We start from the raw sequence: 18,325 nt of genomic DNA on the forward strand, positions 1-18,325 counted from the left end.
CGACATCTAAAACGACAGGAATGCTATGGAATTACGATGGCTGGAAGACTTCATTGCCCTGGCCCGCACGCGACATTTCTCGCGGGCTGCGGATGAGCAGAACGTCACCCAGCCAACCTTCTCCCGCCGCATCAAGCTGCTAGAGGAGGAAATGGGAACGACACTGATCAACCGCCAGACCCTGCCACTGTCGCTGACTCCGGCAGGCGAGGAATTTCTTGCGCTGTGCGAGCAGACCACCGAGCGGGTGCGCATGACCCGTGAACGCATCACGCGCCTCAATGAAGCGCAGTCACGCCGCTTATTGCTGGCAGCCCCTCAAAGTCTGCTATCGCACTTCTTGACCGACTGGCTGGAGGAGATGGGCCAGCCTCCCCTGCAGCCATACTTGCGGGCCACCGGTTGGCTGGCGGCCGACTACTTCCAGGCGCTGGAGCGCGGCGAGTGTGACCTGGCGATCTGCTACTGGACTAAGGGCCGCACGCCCCTCGAGCTCGATATGACGGCCTTCGAACACCGAGTCATCGGCGCCGAGCGGCTGGTCCCGGTCAGCATCCCGGACGATGCCGGGCAGCCCCGTTTCACCTTGCCGGGAGAGAAACGCGCGCCACAGCCGCTGATTGCCTACCATGCCCGCGGGCTGATGCAGGCGGCGATCGAGGATCACCTGGCGCGTCAGCCCAAGGCCTGCCATTTCAATGTGCTGACCGAAAGTATTCAAAGCAGCAACGTCAAGGAATTGGTATGCCTGGGCCATGGGCTTGGCTGGTTGCCTGAGAGAGTCGCGCGCGATGCCCTGACAGCGGGACGACTGGTGCGCGCTGGCCCGTCTCAGTGGGACATTTTCCTGCAAGTGAGGCTTTATCGCCATCGCGAGGCCCACCAAAGCGGTCTCGAGACCTTCTGGTCGAGCCTGGATGAGGCGGCGGTCTGATCCGACTTCTACATGGACACCCAACATGAATGACATCATGAAAGAGACACTTGAGCACAAGCACCTCGCCCACCTCGAGGCACTCCAGGCCGCCTACGACCGCCTGCTGGCGACACATGGCTTCGACGGCGTTCTGATTTATAGCGGTCATCCGCAGCGTCATTTCGCCGATGATCAGCACGCAAGCTTCGCCACTTACGGCCATTTCATGCACTGGGTGCCTTTGCATGGCCTGGATCACAGCTGGTTGCTGGTGCGTGCCGGGCAAAGGCCGAAACTTCAACTGCATGCGCCCACGGATTTCTGGCACCTGGGTACCACGCTTCCCGACGAAGCCTGGGTCGATGCCTTCGAGATAGCGCGCGTGGACACGCCCACGCCCCCTGGGCTGCCTGCCGGTCGCTATGCCGTCCTTGGTGACGTCGATGAACAAACCGCCAGAAGCCTGGGCGCCGAGCTCAACCCGCCGACATTGACCCAAGCGCTGGACGAGGGGCGCGTGCGCAAGAGCGCCTATGAGATCGACTGCCTTAGGGAGGCGAATCGGCGCGCCATCCACGGTCATCGCGCCGCTCGCGACGCCTTCTTCGACGGCGGCGCCGAGCTCGATATCCAGCTCGCCTACCTGGGGGCCAGTCGTCAGCGCGAATCGGACCTGCCCTATCAAAGTATCGTTGGCCTCAATCAGCATGCCGCCGTGCTGCACTATCAGCACTATGAGCTGGTGGCTGAAGCCGATCACCGCAGCCTGCTCATCGATGCCGGTCACCGTTACCGGGGTTATGCGGCCGATATCACTCGCACCTGGGCCGGCGGGGATGCCAGTGACGCCTTTGCCGGGCTGATCGAAGGCGTCACCACGATCCAGCACAACCTGATCCGGGAGATGGGCCCCGGCGTCGACTATCCGACCCTGCATGCCCGCATGCATCAAGGCTTGGGCGAGCTGCTGGGTGAGCTTGGCGTGGTTCGCTGCAGTGCGCCGGCGGCCGTCGAACAGGGCATCACCCGGGCTTTCTGTCCCCATGGGCTGGGACACCTGCTGGGCCTTCAGGTCCACGATGTGGCCGGCCGGCAGACCGCGGATGGAACGGCATTGCCGCCACCGGCGGAACACCCGGCGCTACGTCTGACACGAACGCTTGAAGCGGGCATGGTCGTTACCATGGAGCCGGGATGCTATGTGATCCCGATGCTGCTGGATCCGCTTCGCGAGACGCCGGCTGGAGGCGATATCGATTGGGCCGCGGTCGAGGCTCTGGCGCCCCATGGCGGTGTGCGTATCGAGGACAATGTGCTGGTGACCGATCAGGGAGCCGAGAATCTGACACCGACCCTCTGAGCGACGAGAAGTGTTGCAGCATCCCTCAAGCACGATAAGCTTGAGGGTATTACCCACTGCGCGAGGCAGGCATGTCACGCACCATCGTTCCCGCCGACTTCCGCCCCGCCAGAGGGCTTGCCAACCGCCACCTGCAAACCCTGCTGCCGCGGATGCTGCCTGCCCCGCGCTTGGCCTTCGACACCGAGATCGTCAATCTTCCGGACGGCGATTTCGTCGAATTGGCCTGGGGTCGACCGGCTCCCGTGGCTGAGGACGCCCCACTATTTATCCTTTTCCACGGCCTGGAAGGGTCGATCAAGTCTCCCTACGCCAAAGGACTAATGGCCACCGCCGCGCGGCTGGGTTGGCGCAGCGTACTGATGCACTTTCGTGGTTGCGGCAAGGCGCCCAATCGCCTGCCCAGGGCGTACCATAGCGGCGATACTGCCGATGCCTACTGGGTCCTCAGCCAGCTGGCGAAGCGCTATCCCAAAGCCATGAAAGTCGCCGCCGGCGTTTCGCTTGGGGGAAACATGCTGACCAAACTGGTCGCCGAGCAGGGAGGCGATGGCCTCGACTTGGCTGGCGCCATCGTCATTAGTGCGCCACTGGACCTGGCCGCCAGTGCCGATGCCTTGAATCATGGTTTTGCCAAGGTCTATCAGCGCCACCTGCTCAAGGACCTGAAACGCAAGATCACGGCAAAAATGCGCCTGGGGCCCTTGCCCGTTACCCTGACCCCGCATCAGCTCAAGGAGCTCGACACCTTCTGGGCCTATGACAACGAGGTAACGGCACCGCTGCACGGTTTCAGCTCCGCCAGCGATTATTATGCTCGGGCATCGGCGGGTCGCTTGCTTGGCAATATCGAGCTTCCGATGCTGATGCTGCATGCCGCCGACGATCCTTTCATGCCCGCCGACCTGTTCGAGAGCCTACCCACTCCTGCGGATTCCGTGAGAGTCGAGATCGCCAAGCATGGCGGGCACGTGGGCTTCATCGAGTCCCACCATGGTCGACCAAGATCCTGGTTGCTGCGCCGGGTGGCCAGACAGCTAGACGACTGGGCCAAAGCAGGCGCAGCGACTCGCTGGCCCAGCTTCGTGGCTAGCCGATCGGACAACTGACGCCGGTACCCTTCAGGCCGCAATAACCATTGGGATTCTTGGCCAGATACTGCTGGTGATACTCCTCGGCGTAATAGAAAGCCTCCAGCGGCGCGATCTCGGTCGTGATCTCTCCCCCACCGGCTTCCTTCAGGGCCTGTTGATACTGCGCACGGCTTTGCTCTACCACTTGGCGCTGAGCGTCGCTGGTCATGTAGATCGCCGAGCGATACTGGGTGCCGATATCATTGCCCTGGCGCATGCCCTGGGTAGGATCGTGGGCTTCCCAGAAGACGCGCAGCAAGCGCTCCAAAGAGATAGTGGCCGGATCATAGATCACCCGCACCACCTCGGTGTGCCCCGTCCAGCCGGTGCAGGTCTCTTCGTAGGTGGGGTTGGGCGTATAGCCGCCGGCATAGCCGACGGCCGTGACCAGAACACCGGGCAGTTCCCAGAACAGCTGCTCGGCGCCCCAGAAGCAGCCCAGCCCCAAGACGATGTCTGCACTGCCTTCGGGAAACGGCGGGCACATGGAAGCGCCGTTGACATGATGGATACCGCTGATGCTCAGCGGTGTGTCGCGTCCCGGTAGCGCCCGTTCCGGGCTGACGGGTTGCTGCTTGTCGGCGTGGCGCATGACGAGCTCCTTGAGGTGACGAAAGACCTTCTGCAAGGTCGGGTGAAAAACGTTCGGCAACCGGCTCATTGCCCGGCGTCCGCTTTACCGAGGCTGAAGCTGTACACCAGGTCAACGGCTTGAGCGGCACCCGACACGGCCTGGATGTACAGGTTGCGCCACAGGGTATAGCGCAGGGTCAGTTCGGCGATCGGTTCGAATACCCCGACACCATAGCTGACACGCAGATCGTCGCTGAGTTGCCCGCTGACCACGACTTCGGACTCATCGCCGCTGCCCGCGGTATCGAGGGCCAAATCGCCAATGCCAAAGACTTCGCCGACCTGGCCTACGGCACCGCCGGTGCGGGACAGCGACAGACCGATCAAAGCCGACGTCAGGGCGCTGCTGTCGGATTCGGTATCATTGGGCGCGCGACCCCGCAGCAGATAGGACAAGGCCCGAGACTCTTCCATGGCAGGCTCTGAGAACACGGAAAGGCTGGGCGAGGTGGCCGAACCGGAGACGCGCAGACCGGCGATCACGCCGTCCTGGGTCTTGTCCGGGCTGCGAATCGCCTCGAACTGCAGCAGCGGCTGATCGGCCGCGCCGCTGAAGAGCAGCTGGCCCTGACGAATCCGCAGGTCCTGGCCGTAGGCGCGGAAGCGGCCACCTACCAGGCTGACTTCACCGAACAGCTGCACGGGGCCACTGCTCTGACGAACCTGCAGGCGGCCGTCCAGGCCGGTTTCCAATCCATAGGCCTTGAGGTTCATATCCGGGCCCAGCACAAGCTCGACCTGGATGCTGGTGGCCATGCCGGCAGACGCCAGTGCTTCGGCAGTATCCTCGCCGGTTCCGGCCTGCTCCGCTCGCGTTGCTTCGCGCCTCGCCCGGCGTTCGTCACGCCGGGTGATGATGACCTCATCAGGGCTCGGGCTAGTCGCCGATGGCGGAATCTGGCCGATCTCCAGCCGCGCCCAGGGCACCTTGACCTGGCCGCGCACGCTGAGCCGTTCAGGCCGCACATCGACTTGGATATCCGGGGCGATTCGCAGCCGGCCAATATCGGCTATATCCAGCTGCAATGGCTCTTCTTGCCCATCCAGCGACATCGACAGTTCCCACTCATCGAGGCTTGGCCAGCGGGCGTCACCCTGAATGTCCAAGCGCCCTCGCTCGCTACGGATCACCCCTTCGATTTGGCCGCTGTCGCCACGCAGACGAACCGTCAGTTCGCCATCTCTCACCTCGAGCGGAATACCGCTGCCCTTCGCTTGCAGCGAATCGAGCGTCAGGTTGCCGGTCAGGGTGGGCAAGGCCAGGGTGCCGCCCACCGCAATATCGCCATTCAGGCTACCCTCGAGGGTTTCCATATCGCCAGCCAGGGGTTGATAAGGCGAGAGCTGCAGGCTCTGGAGCCGCAGACGCCCGTCCAATGCTCCTTGCCCTTGGGGATCGTCAATACGCAGCGTCAGGTTGACGCTGCCGCCTTGCTCGAGCTCGAGATCCAGCTCGGCATTGGCGGCCTGAGGCGTGGCATTGGCGGTCAGCTTCAGCTGGGTGGTGGGCAGCGTGACGGGCTGGCCAAAGGAATTCTGGGCCTCGATATCCAGGCGGCTGTCGAGGTTGGCATCCAGCGACCAGGTGCTGCCCTGATCCTGCCAGGCGACCACCACCTCGGCGTTGTTATCACCGCTTGCCTTCCAGCCAACCGGCAGAGAAGGCTCCAGGAGGGCCATGGGCAGCTCCGTGAGCTGCAGCCTGGCCTGCCCTTGCTGAGCAGAGGCATCGATGGGCTGGGTGCTGCACAGACGACCGCCTTCCTCTCGGGCCAGGCAAAACGGCGAGAGACTGACCGCGGACTTGGCGATGTCGACATCGAAGGTCAAGGCTTCGTCCAGGCGCAGCGTGCCGGCATCCGCGTCGACCTCCAGCGGCATCAGTTGCCCCTGGTATCGGTCGCGGTCGGCGTTGAGGCCGCCCTCCAGGGTGAGGCCAGCCCGGGACAGCGGCATGCCTCGCCCGGCCGTTGCCTCGAGGGTCAGCCGATGCTCGGACAAGCGGCCGTCGAGCCCGAGCGTCAGGCGCGAAAACCGCTGACCGCCGGCGTCTAGGCGCTCTGCCTCCAGGGTGAGATCAAGCTCAGGATCCTCGAGCCCCTGCGTACGCGCCCGCAGGTTCAGGGCTCCCAGGCGGTTTTCGGCAAAGACCAGACGTTCGCCGTTCAGATCCAGCGCCAGAGTCGGCGTATCCAAGCTGCCGCCAAGCTGGAAGTCGCCCTGCAGGGTACCGCCAAGCTCCGGTGACAGAGCATTGAGCCCCGGCGCCTGCAGCGAGCCGGATAGATCCATCTGATCGCCGATCTGACCCTCTGCAGTCAGGCGGTTCTCGCCCTGGCGCAGGTCGAGCTGCTTGATGTTCCAGCGCATATCACTGTTGCCGCTGAGGCTGCCCGATAGAGAGACCGGTAAGTCATTGAGGGTGCCATCGATGGCAAGCTCGGGAATGCCGAGTCGCCAACCATCGTCTGCCTGCACGAAGCTCAGGGTGGCATCGCCGTCCAGGCGACCGGCCACGGCACTGGTATAGGCGCCGGGGTCGAGTTCATCCAGGTTGATGGTGGCATCGAGCGTCAGTCCATCGGCCCAGTTGATCTTGCCCCGGCTTATCAGGGCGCCCTCGCCGCTCTTCAGCGATAGCGGTAGCCAGGCAAAGTGCTCGGCGTCACCGGTGCCGGTCGCTGCCACCCGAGTGGGTGCCACCTCCGGCCCCGAGGCCTCGGCCGACAGGGCCAGGCGATAGTCGAGCAGGCTCCCATTCAAGCGTGCCCTCAGGTCAGTCAACCGGTATGGCTCTACCCTGTTGCCGGCACCTGACGGTGTGTCAGCGCCGGGCGATGCGCCGGACAAGGGCCATTGCAGGGCGTTGGACTCGAGCTTGAGTTCAAACGGCAAGGTGGGAGCCAGGGCATCGAGACTGGCGTTGAGCTGAGCAGTCGCGGGCCCCTTGGCGGCAAGCGCTACCTTCAAGGCGGCCAGGTTGCCGTCAAGGCGCAGGTCGAGCCGTTCGCCGGCAAGCGCCGGCATGGCGGCCAACTGCTTGACCTGGGCGTTGAGGCGCGCCTCGAGCGGGTAGTCATCCTGCAGTGTGATCTTGGCCTCGAGGCGCGCATCGGCTTCGGGCATGGCCAGGGTCAGGGGCGATATCTCGATATCGCTGCCCTGTCCTGACAGGCTCAGTGCCAGGCGGTCGACCCGATACGCGTTCGGCCCGGTGAGTGCGGCATCCTCGATGACGAGGTTCGGCACCTCGATGGCAAGCGGCAGCGTGATGGCCGGCAGGGCGATCCGCTCGCGCTGGGCCAGCGGGACAGTTGGCTCGCTCGCCTCGGCGGCATCGCTCACCACTGGCGGTGTCTGCCGGGCGACCTGCCCCGCACTGTCTATGGCTTGGGCACTCAACGACGAAGGCGCACGGTCCGCGTTATCCAGGGCCAGTGCCTGTCCTTCGCTGGTTGGCAGCGTCAGCCGCATGCCGGACAGCGTGGTGGGCGATAGCGTCAGGGTGCCTGCGTCCAGTGAGGCGCCGGTCTGAAAATGCGACCACCTCAGGTGGGTGCCATCGGCAAGGCGTACATCGACGTCATCGAGCAGGATGTCACGCAGCTCGATGGGGAATGGCACGTTGATCGTCGGAGCGGCTCCGCTCTCGGAAGTGGGCTGATCCGGCTCACCTGCCTCGCTGGCGGCAAGGCGAATCCGCGCCCCGGTGACGCCTAGACGGTCGAGGCAGAGCTTGCTGTCGAGCAGACAGTCGTCTGCCCAGTCGAGCTCGAGGCGTTCGACATAGATGCTGGCCGGCCCTGCCTCGAGCGCAAGGCCGTCTATGACCAGATGATCCAGCGGGGCGCCCGAAGCGTCCTGATAGGTCAAGAAGCCTCTTGACTGACCCTGCTCGAGCAGCAGTCCGGTACCCCAGGGCGACAGGGCCAACCCCATCACGACCAGCACCAGGCCGATCAGCCAAATAGGCAACCACAGCAGACACCGCAACAGCGCCCGGCCCCATGCCTTGAATATGTTCATTCCGGTCATGTCCCTTCCGGTTTAGAGCTCCGGGCCAATGGAGAAGTGAATGCGATAGGCGTTGTCGGGGTCATCCATGGGATGCGCCACATCGAAACGAATCGGGCCCACCGGGGATATCCAGCGCACCCCAAGCCCCGCCCCTGTCTTCAGTTCAGGGGCTCCCCAGGCGGTGAAGGCGTTGCCGGTATCGACAAAGGCCGCGCCCCACCAATCACCCGTAACGCGGCGCTGGGCCTCCAGGCTTGCCGTAAATAGCTGCTGACCGCCGGTCAGTTCGCCATCGGCGTTTTCTGGCGACAGGCTTTCGTAGCCATAACCACGCACGCTGTTATCGCCACCGGCGAAGAATCGCAGCGACGGAGGAATCTTGTCGAAGTCACTGGTTTCTATCGCTCCCATGCCCGCACGACCGATGAAACGGTTATCGTCGCCGAGCATGCGAATCCACTGGGTATCGAGCGTGGCCCGCAAGAAGGTGGCATCCGAGCCCCAGGCCGTGTCGGAGTAGGCAAACGAAAGGCGCTGGCGGTCTCCCCAGGTTGGGAAGATGGGATTGCGGCTGCGGGTGCGTGACCAGCTGACACCCGGGTAATACAGCAGCACCTGGTCGTCTTCACTGGCCTGTGTGAAGTCTTCGTAGGTCGTGCGCACGAACACGTCCTGGGTCCAGCCGTTGTCGAACTTCCAGCGCCGAGACACCTCCGTGGAGATCTCCAGGCTCTGGGTATCCTCGTTGTCGACCTGCTGGAACCCATAGTCGATGCGATAGCTGTCGCGCAGCGGGTTCGCGAGCGGGATCAGGTATTCGCCGGAGAACTCCTGTTCGGGTGCCGAGAGAAACAGCTCATTGGTCAGGCTGTGGCCCGCGCTGTTCAGCCAGGGCTGTGTCCAGGACAGCCGAGTGCGGGGCCCCACGTCGGTGGCGTAGCCGATACCCACCTCGAAGCGATGGCGGTCGGCGGGCACCAGGGTGACATCGACCGGCACCTCATGGCGCTGATCCGGAAAAAGGCGGCCGGCGGCGACCAACGCCGGTTGCTGGATACGCCTCGCCTCGGCCAACTGGCTCTCGTCCGCGGCCCCTTCGAGATTGGCCTCTTGCCACCAGGGCGAGATAGAACGACCTGAGGGCGGTTCCAGTGCCAGGTCGGACGTGGTGTCCAGCCGCGGCCGCACGCTGATCGAAGAAAACCAATTGCTCTGCGACAAACGCTGATTGTACTGCGCCAACTGGCCGGCCAGATAGGGATCGCCAGAGGCGAAAGGCAGCATATTGCGCAAGCGGTCCTCATCGATCTGGCTGCCCTGGATATCGATGTCGCCAAAGCGGTAGCGAGGACCGCTATCAAGGGTCAGATAAATCCGCGCACTCTGCTCCCAGGGGCGTACCTCCATGCGTCGCTCCGGGAAGTCCGCATCGAAATAGCCCCGCTGCAAGGACAGTGAAGACAGCTTGCTGCGCAGGCTGTCGTAGGGGGCATGCACCAGCGGCTCGCCTATGGCGAGGCCGGGGTCAGCCAGGACGCTATCGAAGGCATCATCGTGCTCGGCCTCACCGGTGACGGCCAGATCCAGCACGGTAATCTTGACCCGCTCACCCGGTGTGATGGCGAGCTCGGCGCCATCGATGGGATCCCCCGTGAAGCGGATCTCGACACTGGGCTGGTAATAGCCATACACCCGCATGGCCTCGAGCGTCTGGTTGCGCACCTTGGCCATCAGGCGCTCTGAGCGGTACTGAGAGGCCTCGATGGCGTCGAGGTATAGCCGCACGTTTTCTGCCGCCGGGCCGTCGAGCCCCTCGATCTCTACGTCAAGGGCTTGGGCAATGGGCGCTGCGGTAATGCCAATGCTAAAGACGCACAGCCGCCATCCAGGGCTCCAGCGCATCTTAGCGAGTCTCCAGCGATTCCAGCTGGGCGCTGATGGCCAGCTGCGACTGACGCAGTTCGGTCAGTTGGGCACGATAGTCATCGAGACGCTCGATCAACGCCTCTCGCGATGTGACAGCCTCGTCGCGGCCCGTCGCGAGCTCATCGAGGCGCTCCGTCAGAGCGTCCTGGTCGGTCTCGAGCGAGCGCGTCGAGCTCATCAGCGAAGCGGAGACCACTTCCTGAGCGGATTGGCGCTGCTCGGTTTGTGAAAGCTTGGCAGCGACCTCGTCCAGGCGATCACTCAGTGTCGTCGTGTCGCCCTCAATCACGTCCAGGCGTGCCGCCAAGGCCGCCCGGGCGTCATCGCCATTGCTCTCCAGGGCATCCAACGAGGCGCGCGTGGCCTCCTGTGCGGCCTGAAGATTGTCCTGGCGCTCGGCTTGAGCGTTCAGCCGCGCGATCATCGCTTCACTGTCGTCGCTGCCGGAGAGCGTTTCGCGAAAGTCCGCCAGTTGATTTTCCTGTTCGTTGAGACGCTGAACCAGTTGGCCCTGCTCCTCACCGAGGGCATCCAGGGCATTTTCGAGGCGTTCGACATTACCGCCTCGGTTGGCATCCAAGCCATCGAAGCGCGCGTGCACGTTGGATAGCTGACCCTGCAACTGGCGGAAGTCCTGTTTGAGACTGATATGCTCCTGCCAAGCAAGGTAGCCAAATCCGCCAAGGGCCCCTGCCAGCAGCAACATCAGGCACCAGAGGGGCCACAGCCTCGGCGCTGGTGGCGCGTAGCGAGCCTGGCCGCCTAGGCTGGCATTCACATCCGGGACGATGTGTGTCAGGCGCTCTTCCTCAGGGCGCTCAGCCATAGGTGACTCCTTGCCAGATAGAGAATGTAAGAACGAAGTAAGACCGGTCGGGCCAAGATTGAGGCATAAACCTCGATCATTGGCGAGCATACCCCAGAGTGCTATGATGAGGCGACACTACATAGGCGCAGATGCTTGGTATCGTAAGGTTTTTTAGCCATTGACGCATCTTCTTGGCATGCCTTTGGCATCTGATTAAAGGTTCGGGATCCGTCCTGACGAATTGGACTCCCGCCCCTTGAATTATGTTCTCGAGGGCTCCAGAACTTTAATGGATGTACCTCCCCTTGACCGATGAGGAGTAAGTAAACCATGGCATTCGAACTACCCGCCCTGCCGTACGAAATGAACGCGCTTGAGCCGCACATTTCTGCCGAGACGCTGGAATATCACTATGGCAAGCATCACCAGACCTATGTGACCAAGCTCAACCAGATGACCGACGGCACCGACGATGCCAACAAGTCTCTGGAAGAGATCATCAAGTCTGCCTCCGGCGGCCTGTTCAACCAGGCGGCTCAGGTCTGGAACCACACCTTCTACTGGCATTGCCTGTCCCCGAACGGTGGCGGTGAGCCGACCGGTGCCCTGGCCGACGCCATCAACGCCAAGTTCGGCTCCTTCGAAGAATTCAAGGAAGCCTTCAACGCCAAGGCGGCTGGCAACTTCGGTTCTGGCTGGACCTGGCTGATCAAGACCGATGATGGCGGCGTGGATATCGTCAACACCGACGATGCAGATACTCCGGTTGCTCACGGCCAGACGCCGCTGCTGACCATCGATGTGTGGGAACACGCCTACTACATCGACTATCGCAACGCCCGTCCCAAGTATCTCGAAAACGTGTGGAAGATCCTTAACTGGGATTTCGTTGCGCAGAACTTCGCGTAACTTTTGCTGCGCAATTAGGTTCGGACCTATGTTTCGGACTTAGGTTTGGGACTTAGGTTTCGAACAAGCGCATCTTCTGAGATGTGCTATGCGTCAAAACCCTCGCCATTGGCGGGGGTTTTTTGGTTAGTGGCCAAATGTCGTCATCTAATAACGTCAGGCGATCTGGGCAAGCATTGCCCGGCGCTAAACCGGGCAGTCTCAATGTCGGTATCAAGACGCCGATATCAAGAAAGTCGCTATCAAGGATCAGCGCGTCGCCCGATGCCGCGGTAGACCAGGCCACGCCCGGCCACGAAGTCAGGATCGAAGATATTGCGACCGTCGAGGATCAATCGCTCACCCAAAAGGCTGCCCAGCAGGCGCCAGTCTGGGTTCCAGTAGCACTTCCACTCGGTCACCAGCATCAAGGCATCGGCCCCCTCGCAGGCCGCGTAAGGATCACGCTCACACAGCGTGAGCAGCGGATGCTCACCGACATGCTCCCGCAGGGCATGAAGTGCAGCCGGATCATGCAAGCGTACCTTGACGCCCTGAGCCCACAACGCCTCGAGCAGGGGCAGCACCGGGGCATGGTCGATGCGAGCCGTGCCGGGCTTGAAGGCCGCCCCCCAGATAGCCACGGTGCGACCCTCGAGCTGTCCCTGGAAATAGGCCCACAGCTTGCGGAACAGGGTCTCTTTCTTGTGCTCGTTGATATCCAGCACCTGGCTTAGCAGCGCGGAGCCACGGCCGCTTGCCGATTGCACGTCTGCCAGGCGCATCAGGTCCCGCGAGAAGTTTGGGCCACCGAAGCCGCAACCGGGATAGAGATACTCGTAGCCGATGCGGGTGTCCGCCCCCATCCCCTGACGGACATGCTCGACGTCGACGCCCAGAGTGTCGGCCAGACCGGCGATATCGTTCATGTAGCTGATGCGGGTGGCGAGCATGCCATTGATGGCCAGTTTGGTTAGCTCGGCGGCACGTCGCGGCATGCACTGGAAGACTTCGCTGCGACGGTTGAAGGCCCTCAGCAGTTCCCGCACCTGGTCCGTGGCCAGCGCATCCTCGCTGCCCAGCAGCCAGCGTGCCGGTCGAGTGAAGACTTGCCAGGCACGCCCCTCTTCGAGCATGTCCGGCAGTGCCACGGCGACCTGGCCGGCATGGCCAAGCAGTGCCTCCAAGCGCTCGGTCTCGCCGACCGGAAAGGTGGAGTTATTGACCACCACCAGAGGCGCCGACTGGCGAGTCGCCAGCTCCTCGACGGCTTGCTGCGCCGCATCGCGCTGATCAGGTGCCAGGGCAAGCCACAGCACATCGATCTCGGTGAGATCACCCGCCGGCTCGGCCTCGCTATCGCTGATCGCGAGGGCCCCGTCTCGACAGGCCGCCTCCAGCTGGGCGATCAGTTCCGGCTCACGGGTCAGCCAGTCGACCTCCTTGAGCAGGGACCAGGGCTGGTCGGCGTGAGGCTGCCAGCTGACACGATGACCCACGCTTGCCAATGCCGCCGCGGCCGTCGCGGCGGCAAGCTCACTTCCCTGTACGACAACGCGCATGGCTCAGTCCTCTGCGACGTAGCGTTGCATCAGTTCCTGAAAACCGGCGCCAAACTTGGGATGCCGCTTGGCAAAGGCCAGGATGGCCTCCAGGTAGCCAAGCTGATGGCCACAGTCATAGGTCGCTCCCTGCATGCGAAACGCCTGCACGCCCTCACGAGCGATCAGGGTATCGATGGCATCCGTGAGCTGGATTTCACCGCCGGCACCTGGCTTGGTCTCGGCCAGCAGCGAAAAAATCGAGCCCGGCAGCAGATAGCGTCCGATCACCGCAAGACTGGAGGGCGCATCTTCCACCGCGGGCTTCTCGACCACGCTGGCCATCGGCGCGGAATGGCCGGCCTCCGGGATATCGCCTTCGAGAGCCACGATACCGTACTTGTAAACCATCTCCTTGGGCACGTTCTCGACCATGATCTGCGACTGGCCGCTTTGCTCGAATGCCTGGATCATGCCGGCCAGGTCGTTTTGATCGAGGCCTTGGCTGTCGACCAGCACATCGGGCAGCAGGACGGCAAAGGGCTCGTCATCGCCGATCACCGGTCGAGCGCACAGCACCGCGTGGCCGAGCCCCAGCGGCTCGGGCTGGCGCACGCTGATGATCTTGACGTCATCGGGGATGATATGACGCAGCTCCTCGAGCAGCTCTAGCTTGCCTTTGGCCTCGAGGGTGGTTTCCAGCTCGAAATGCTTGTCGAAGTGGTTCTCGATGGCGCCCTTGCTCGAGTGGGTCACCAGCACGATTTCCTTGATGCCGGCGGCCACGGCCTCTTCGACCACGTACTGAATCACCGGCTTGTCGACGATGGTGATCATTTCCTTGGGAATGGCCTTGGAAGCCGGCAAACAGCGAGTACCTAGGCCAGCGACGGGCAACACAGCCTTGCGAATCATGGCAGTCCTTTTCGATATCAACTTTGAATAGTAGCGTTTGCTATAACCATCTGTTCGATGAGCGAATCCCTGCATTATGGCATAGCCGACCGTCAGGCGAAGCCACCCGGGTCGGACGCGTCCAGCCAAGCCGCCAGACTGTTGCGATCTGGCGATTCGATGACCCCCTTTTCGCTGACGATGACATCGATCAGCCCCGCCGGAGTGACATCAAACACCGGGTTGTAGATATCGATGCCGTCGGGGGCCACGACACGCTCGCCCTGGTGGGTCAGCTCACGGGACTCTCGGGTCTCGATAGGAATGTCATCGCCGCTAGCCAGGCTCGCATCGAAGGTGCTGGTGGGTGCCACCACCATCACCTTGACGCCAAAGTGTCGCGCCTGCACGGCCAGCGCAAAGGTGCCGATCTTGTTGGCCACATCGCCATTGGCCGTCACCCGGTCGGCGCCGACGATCAGCCAGCCAATCTTGCCCTGAGCCAATAGCAGCGAGGCCGCCGAATCTACCGCCAGGGTCACGGGAATGCGCTCCTCGGCCAGTTCCCAGGCGGTCAGGCGAGCGCCCTGCAACCAGGGGCGTGTCTCATTGGCATGTACATGGGTAATCAGCCCACGGTCCCAGGCGGTGCGGATCACGCCGAGCGCCGTGCCATGGCCGCCGGTGGCCAAGGCCCCGGTATTGCAGTGGGTCATGACCGCCTTGGGCGCCTCTCGGGCGAGCAGCTCGGCACCGTATGCCCCCATCGCCAGGCAGTCGGCAAGGTCCTGGCGCTGGATGTCTCGGGCCGTCTCGAGGAGCCGCTCGACCGGCGGCGCATCGGCATGGCGATGCGCCGTGATCACCGCCCGCATACGCTCCAGCGCCCAGAACAGGTTGATCGCCGTGGGACGCGAAGCGCCAAGCCTTGTCATGGCGGCGTCCAGCCTGGCCGGCCACTCCGGCCCCGTGGCCTGGCGTGCGGCCAGCACGACACCATAGGCCGCGGTAATGCCGATCGCCGGCGCACCGCGCACTACCATAGCGGTGATCGCCTCGGCGGCTGCCTCGGCGGTGTCGATTCGCAGCGTCTCGCGTCGGCTTGGCAGCCAGCGCTGATCGAGCAGTTCGAGGCTGTCGTCATCGCACCAGCGAATCGGGGTCAGGTGGGCCGTCATGGTCTCTCCGGGGCAAGCAAGCATCAGCAGGAGCGGGTAGAATGGGGCCATCATACCGAAGGAGTGATGCGATGCCATCTAACGCACCGCGTGACGTAGAGCTGGTAATCGAGGCGCGCTGGATTCTGCCCATGAGTGATGGCCTGCCGACCCTCGAGGACCATGCCATCGCCATCGATGACGGCCGCCTGCTCGGTCCTTGGCCGATCGGCGAGGTCGCCCAGCACGTTCGTCCAGCGCGCACCTTGCGCCTCAGGCACCATGCCCTGCTGCCGGGACTGATCAATGCCCATAACCACGCCGGCATGAGCCTGATGCGCGGCTTCGCCGACGACCTGCCGCTGATGACTTGGCTCAACGAGCATATTTGGCCGGCGGAAGCGGCCCACGTGAATCCTGAGTTCGTGGCGGCGGGCACGCGACTGGCCTGCGCCGAGATGATCCGCTCGGGCACCACCTCCTTCGCCGACATGTACCTGGCGCCGGAGGCCGTGGTGCCGGTGGTCGAACAAGCCGGCATGCGCGCGCAGCTATGCACGCCGCTGATCGACTTTCCCACCCCCTGGTCGAAGGACTTCGAGAGTGGCGTGCGCCAGACCGAGGCACTGAAGGCCAGCCTGGGTGATCACTCTCTGATTTCACTGGCCTTTGGTCCCCATGCACCCTATACGGTCGGCGATGCCAGCCTGGGCAGACTGCGCGAGGCCCGCGAACAGCTCGGCTTGCCGATTCAGATGCACGTTCATGAGACGCGGGACGAAGTCGAGCAAGGGCTGACCCAGGACGGCAAGCGGCCGTTGCGTCGCCTGTTCGATGCCGGCCTGCTCGGCCCGCATTTCCAGGCCGTGCACATGACCCAGGTCGACGATGAAGACCTGGCGCTACTTCGCGAGACCGAGACCGCCGTCATCCACTGCCCCCAGTCGAATCTCAAGCTTGCCAGTGGCTTCTGCCCGGTGGATAGGCTCCAGAAGGCTGGCATCACGGTTGGCCTCGGCACCGACGGTGCCGCCAGCAATAATGACCTGGACATGTTCGATGAGATGAAAACGGCGGCGTTATTGGCCAAGGGGGTTAGCGGTGACGCTGCCGCCCTGCCGGCCATGGCGGCGCTGGCCATGGCGACCCGCGACAGCGCCCGAGCACTTGGCATGGAAAAGCGTCGTGGGCAGCTTCGCGAAGGCTTCGATGCCGACCTGATCGCCGTCGATCTCGAGGCCCTCAACAGCGTTCCCGTCCACCAGCCGGCGTCGGCGGCGGTCTATGCCGTACAAAGTCATCAGGTTAGCCATGTCTGGGTCGCCGGCTGCGTCCGTCTGGAGGCAGGGGAACTCGTCGGGCTCGATCACCAGGCCTTGCTCCATGAGGCTCGTCACTACGAGCGAGCCATGCGCTCCGTCTGAGACAGAATGCGCATGAGCCTTTGCCGAGTAGACCCATTTTTTGCTGTGGCAGCTGAGCACGCCACGGCCATGACAGCGACTCAAGGCCACGCGGCAAGCCGTGTGACCAGCGATCATTTTGCGGGAGAAGTAGCAGATGAGCAGTGAATCCCAGGCGTCCAAGCACGCCATCCAGCAAGACGACTCAGAGCAAGCCCAGGATCAAGCCTCACAGAGGGGCCAGGATGGCCGCTCCGGCAATGACTATCGCGATAATGTCGATGCTGCGGAAGTCGCCAAATTCGAAGCCCTGGCCAGCCGCTGGTGGGACAAGGAGAGCGAGTTCAAGCCCCTGCACGAGATCAACCCGCTGCGTCTGGACTTCATCGACGCCCGGGCGGGTCTGGCCGGCAAACGCGTCATCGATGTGGGTTGTGGTGGCGGCATCCTCGCCGAGGCCATGGCCCACCGCGGCGCTCGGGTAACCGGCATCGACATGGGGGAAGCGCCGCTCGCCGTGGCCCGGCTGCATCGCGAAGAAAGCGGTGTGGACGTCGACTATCGCCAGGCCAGTGCCGAAGAAATGGCCGCCGAACAACCCGGCGCCTATGACATCGTCACCTGCCTGGAGATGCTCGAGCACGTACCGGACCCGGCAGCCGTGGTTCGCGCTTGCGCCACCCTGGTAAAGCCTGGCGGTCAGGTATTCTTCTCGACCATCAACCGCAATCCCAAGGCCTATGCCTTTGCGATCCTCGGTGCCGAGTACGTGCTGCGCCTGCTGCCCCGGGGGACCCACGACTACAAGAAGTTCATCCGTCCGGCCGAGCTTGCCGGCTGGGGGCGTGCCGCAGGCCTGCACCTTGGTGAGCAGACCGGGCTCACCTACAACCCGCTGACCCGTCGCTATCGCCTGGATGCCAACGATGTCTCGGTGAACTACATGATCCAGACCCGGCGGGAGATGACATGAGCCAAGCAGCGCCCAATCCGCCGCGTGCCCTGCTCTTCGATCTGGATGGCACCCTGGTGGACACCGCCCCCGACCTGGCGCGGGCCACCAATGCCCTGCGTGCCCACCACGATCTGCCCGCCCTGCCCTATGAGACGATCCGGGCTCAGGTATCCAATGGCGGCAGCGCGCTTGTCACCTTGGCACTCGGGCTCGAGAGCGACCATGCCCATCATGATGCGGCCAGAAGCTTCTTGCTCGACGCCTACGGACAGGATGTGGCCGCCGAGAGTCGACTCTTCGAGGGACTGGCACCCTTGATCACGGCCTGGGCCGAACCGCCGCGAGCCTGGGGCATTGTCACCAACAAGCCCCGCGCCTATGCCGCCCCCTTGATAGAGGCCCTGGCCCTCACCCCGGGGGCTTTCCTCTGCGCCGATGATCTGCCGGTCAAGAAGCCCGATCCGGCGCCGCTATGGGAAGCCGCGCGCCGGCTAGGCGTCACGGCCGAGGAATGCTGGTATATCGGTGATCATCGCCGCGATATCGAGGCCGCCCGCGCCGCCGGCATGACGGCCGTGGCGGTGGGTTATGGCTATCTGGATGAAGTGGAAGATATTCATGCCTGGAAGGCGGATCATGTCTTCGATACGCCCGCCGCACTGGCCAAGGCGCTAGGGTACTGAAGGAGCCTGAA

At 63.4% G+C, this 18,325-nt stretch carries 14 protein-coding genes; 7 read left to right on the forward strand and 7 right to left on the reverse strand.

Going from position 1 to position 18,325, the window contains the following annotated elements; translation table 11 throughout:
- The first annotated feature begins 25 nt into the window (after positions 1 to 25).
- From BLR71_RS05670 to BLR71_RS05680, 3 genes are all read left to right on the forward strand, one after another.
- Positions 26 to 934 carry a LysR family transcriptional regulator gene (locus BLR71_RS05670; protein ID WP_092523982.1) on the forward strand — a complete coding sequence of 303 codons (909 nt, stop codon included), beginning with the start codon at positions 26 to 28 and terminating at the stop codon, positions 932 to 934.
- 37 nt (positions 935 to 971) lie between these two features.
- Positions 972 to 2,276: a Xaa-Pro dipeptidase gene (gene pepQ, locus BLR71_RS05675; protein ID WP_092524449.1), complete on the forward strand. Its 1,305-nt coding sequence runs from the start codon at positions 972 to 974 to the stop codon at positions 2,274 to 2,276.
- 71 nt (positions 2,277 to 2,347) lie between these two features.
- Positions 2,348 to 3,385 carry a hydrolase gene (locus BLR71_RS05680; protein ID WP_092523984.1) on the forward strand — a complete coding sequence of 346 codons (1,038 nt, stop codon included), beginning with the start codon at positions 2,348 to 2,350 and terminating at the stop codon, positions 3,383 to 3,385.
- Here BLR71_RS05680 and msrA read toward each other — a convergent pair.
- The 4 genes from msrA to BLR71_RS05700 form a co-directional block, all read right to left on the reverse strand.
- Positions 3,366 to 4,001: a peptide-methionine (S)-S-oxide reductase MsrA gene (gene msrA / locus BLR71_RS05685; protein ID WP_092523986.1), complete on the reverse strand. Its 636-nt coding sequence runs from the start codon at positions 3,999 to 4,001 to the stop codon at positions 3,366 to 3,368. The two genes, BLR71_RS05680 and msrA, sit on opposite strands and share 20 nt — an antisense overlap.
- A 65-nt stretch (positions 4,002 to 4,066) precedes the next feature.
- On the reverse strand, positions 4,067 to 8,077 hold the full coding sequence (tamB, locus tag BLR71_RS05690; RefSeq protein WP_245696356.1) for an autotransporter assembly complex protein TamB: 4,011 nt from the start codon (positions 8,075 to 8,077) through the stop codon (positions 4,067 to 4,069).
- 12 nt (positions 8,078 to 8,089) lie between these two features.
- Positions 8,090 to 9,961 carry an autotransporter assembly complex protein TamA gene (gene tamA, locus BLR71_RS05695; protein WP_092523990.1) on the reverse strand — a complete coding sequence of 624 codons (1,872 nt, stop codon included), beginning with the start codon at positions 9,959 to 9,961 and terminating at the stop codon, positions 8,090 to 8,092.
- Between the two features lies 1 nt (position 9,962).
- Positions 9,963 to 10,811, reverse strand: coding sequence for a coiled-coil domain-containing protein (locus BLR71_RS05700; protein ID WP_092523992.1), 849 nt, complete (start codon positions 10,809 to 10,811; stop codon positions 9,963 to 9,965).
- A 312-nt stretch (positions 10,812 to 11,123) separates the two neighbouring features.
- Here BLR71_RS05700 and BLR71_RS05705 point away from each other — a divergent pair, with 312 nt between their 5' ends.
- Complete coding sequence (locus BLR71_RS05705) at positions 11,124 to 11,702, forward strand: superoxide dismutase (protein ID WP_092523994.1); 579 nt, start codon at positions 11,124 to 11,126, stop codon at positions 11,700 to 11,702.
- Between the two features lie 242 nt (positions 11,703 to 11,944).
- Here the strand turns inward: BLR71_RS05705 and BLR71_RS05710 are convergent, their stop codons facing one another.
- From BLR71_RS05710 to mtnA, 3 genes are all read right to left on the reverse strand, one after another.
- Positions 11,945 to 13,243: a nucleotide sugar dehydrogenase gene (locus tag BLR71_RS05710; protein ID WP_092523996.1), complete on the reverse strand. Its 1,299-nt coding sequence runs from the start codon at positions 13,241 to 13,243 to the stop codon at positions 11,945 to 11,947.
- A gap of 3 nt (positions 13,244 to 13,246) precedes the next feature.
- Positions 13,247 to 14,137: a UTP--glucose-1-phosphate uridylyltransferase GalU gene (gene galU / locus BLR71_RS05715; RefSeq protein ID WP_092523998.1), complete on the reverse strand. Its 891-nt coding sequence runs from the start codon at positions 14,135 to 14,137 to the stop codon at positions 13,247 to 13,249.
- Positions 14,138 to 14,229: 92 nt separating this feature from the next.
- Positions 14,230 to 15,294, reverse strand: a complete 1,065-nt coding sequence (gene mtnA, locus BLR71_RS05720; RefSeq protein ID WP_092524000.1) for an S-methyl-5-thioribose-1-phosphate isomerase — start codon at positions 15,292 to 15,294, stop codon at positions 14,230 to 14,232.
- A gap of 71 nt (positions 15,295 to 15,365) precedes the next feature.
- Between mtnA and BLR71_RS05725 the strand changes: the two genes are divergently transcribed.
- The 3 genes from BLR71_RS05725 (at position 15,366) to BLR71_RS05735 (ending at position 18,314) form a co-directional block, all read left to right on the forward strand.
- Positions 15,366 to 16,697, forward strand: coding sequence for a TRZ/ATZ family hydrolase (locus BLR71_RS05725; protein ID WP_092524002.1), 1,332 nt, complete (start codon positions 15,366 to 15,368; stop codon positions 16,695 to 16,697).
- Between the two features lie 136 nt (positions 16,698 to 16,833).
- Complete coding sequence (gene ubiG, locus BLR71_RS05730) at positions 16,834 to 17,649, forward strand: bifunctional 2-polyprenyl-6-hydroxyphenol methylase/3-demethylubiquinol 3-O-methyltransferase UbiG (RefSeq protein ID WP_092524004.1); 816 nt, start codon at positions 16,834 to 16,836, stop codon at positions 17,647 to 17,649.
- The gene (locus BLR71_RS05735) at positions 17,646 to 18,314 is read left to right on the forward strand and encodes an HAD-IA family hydrolase (protein WP_092524006.1); all 669 of its coding nucleotides are present in this window, start codon (positions 17,646 to 17,648) and stop codon (positions 18,312 to 18,314) included. Before ubiG ends, BLR71_RS05735 begins: the two co-directional genes overlap by 4 nt.
- The last annotated feature ends 11 nt before the right edge of the window (positions 18,315 to 18,325 follow it).

The organism is Onishia taeanensis (assembly GCF_900100755.1).
In the GTDB taxonomy this organism is placed as follows: Bacteria; Pseudomonadota; Gammaproteobacteria; order Pseudomonadales; family Halomonadaceae; genus Onishia; species Onishia taeanensis.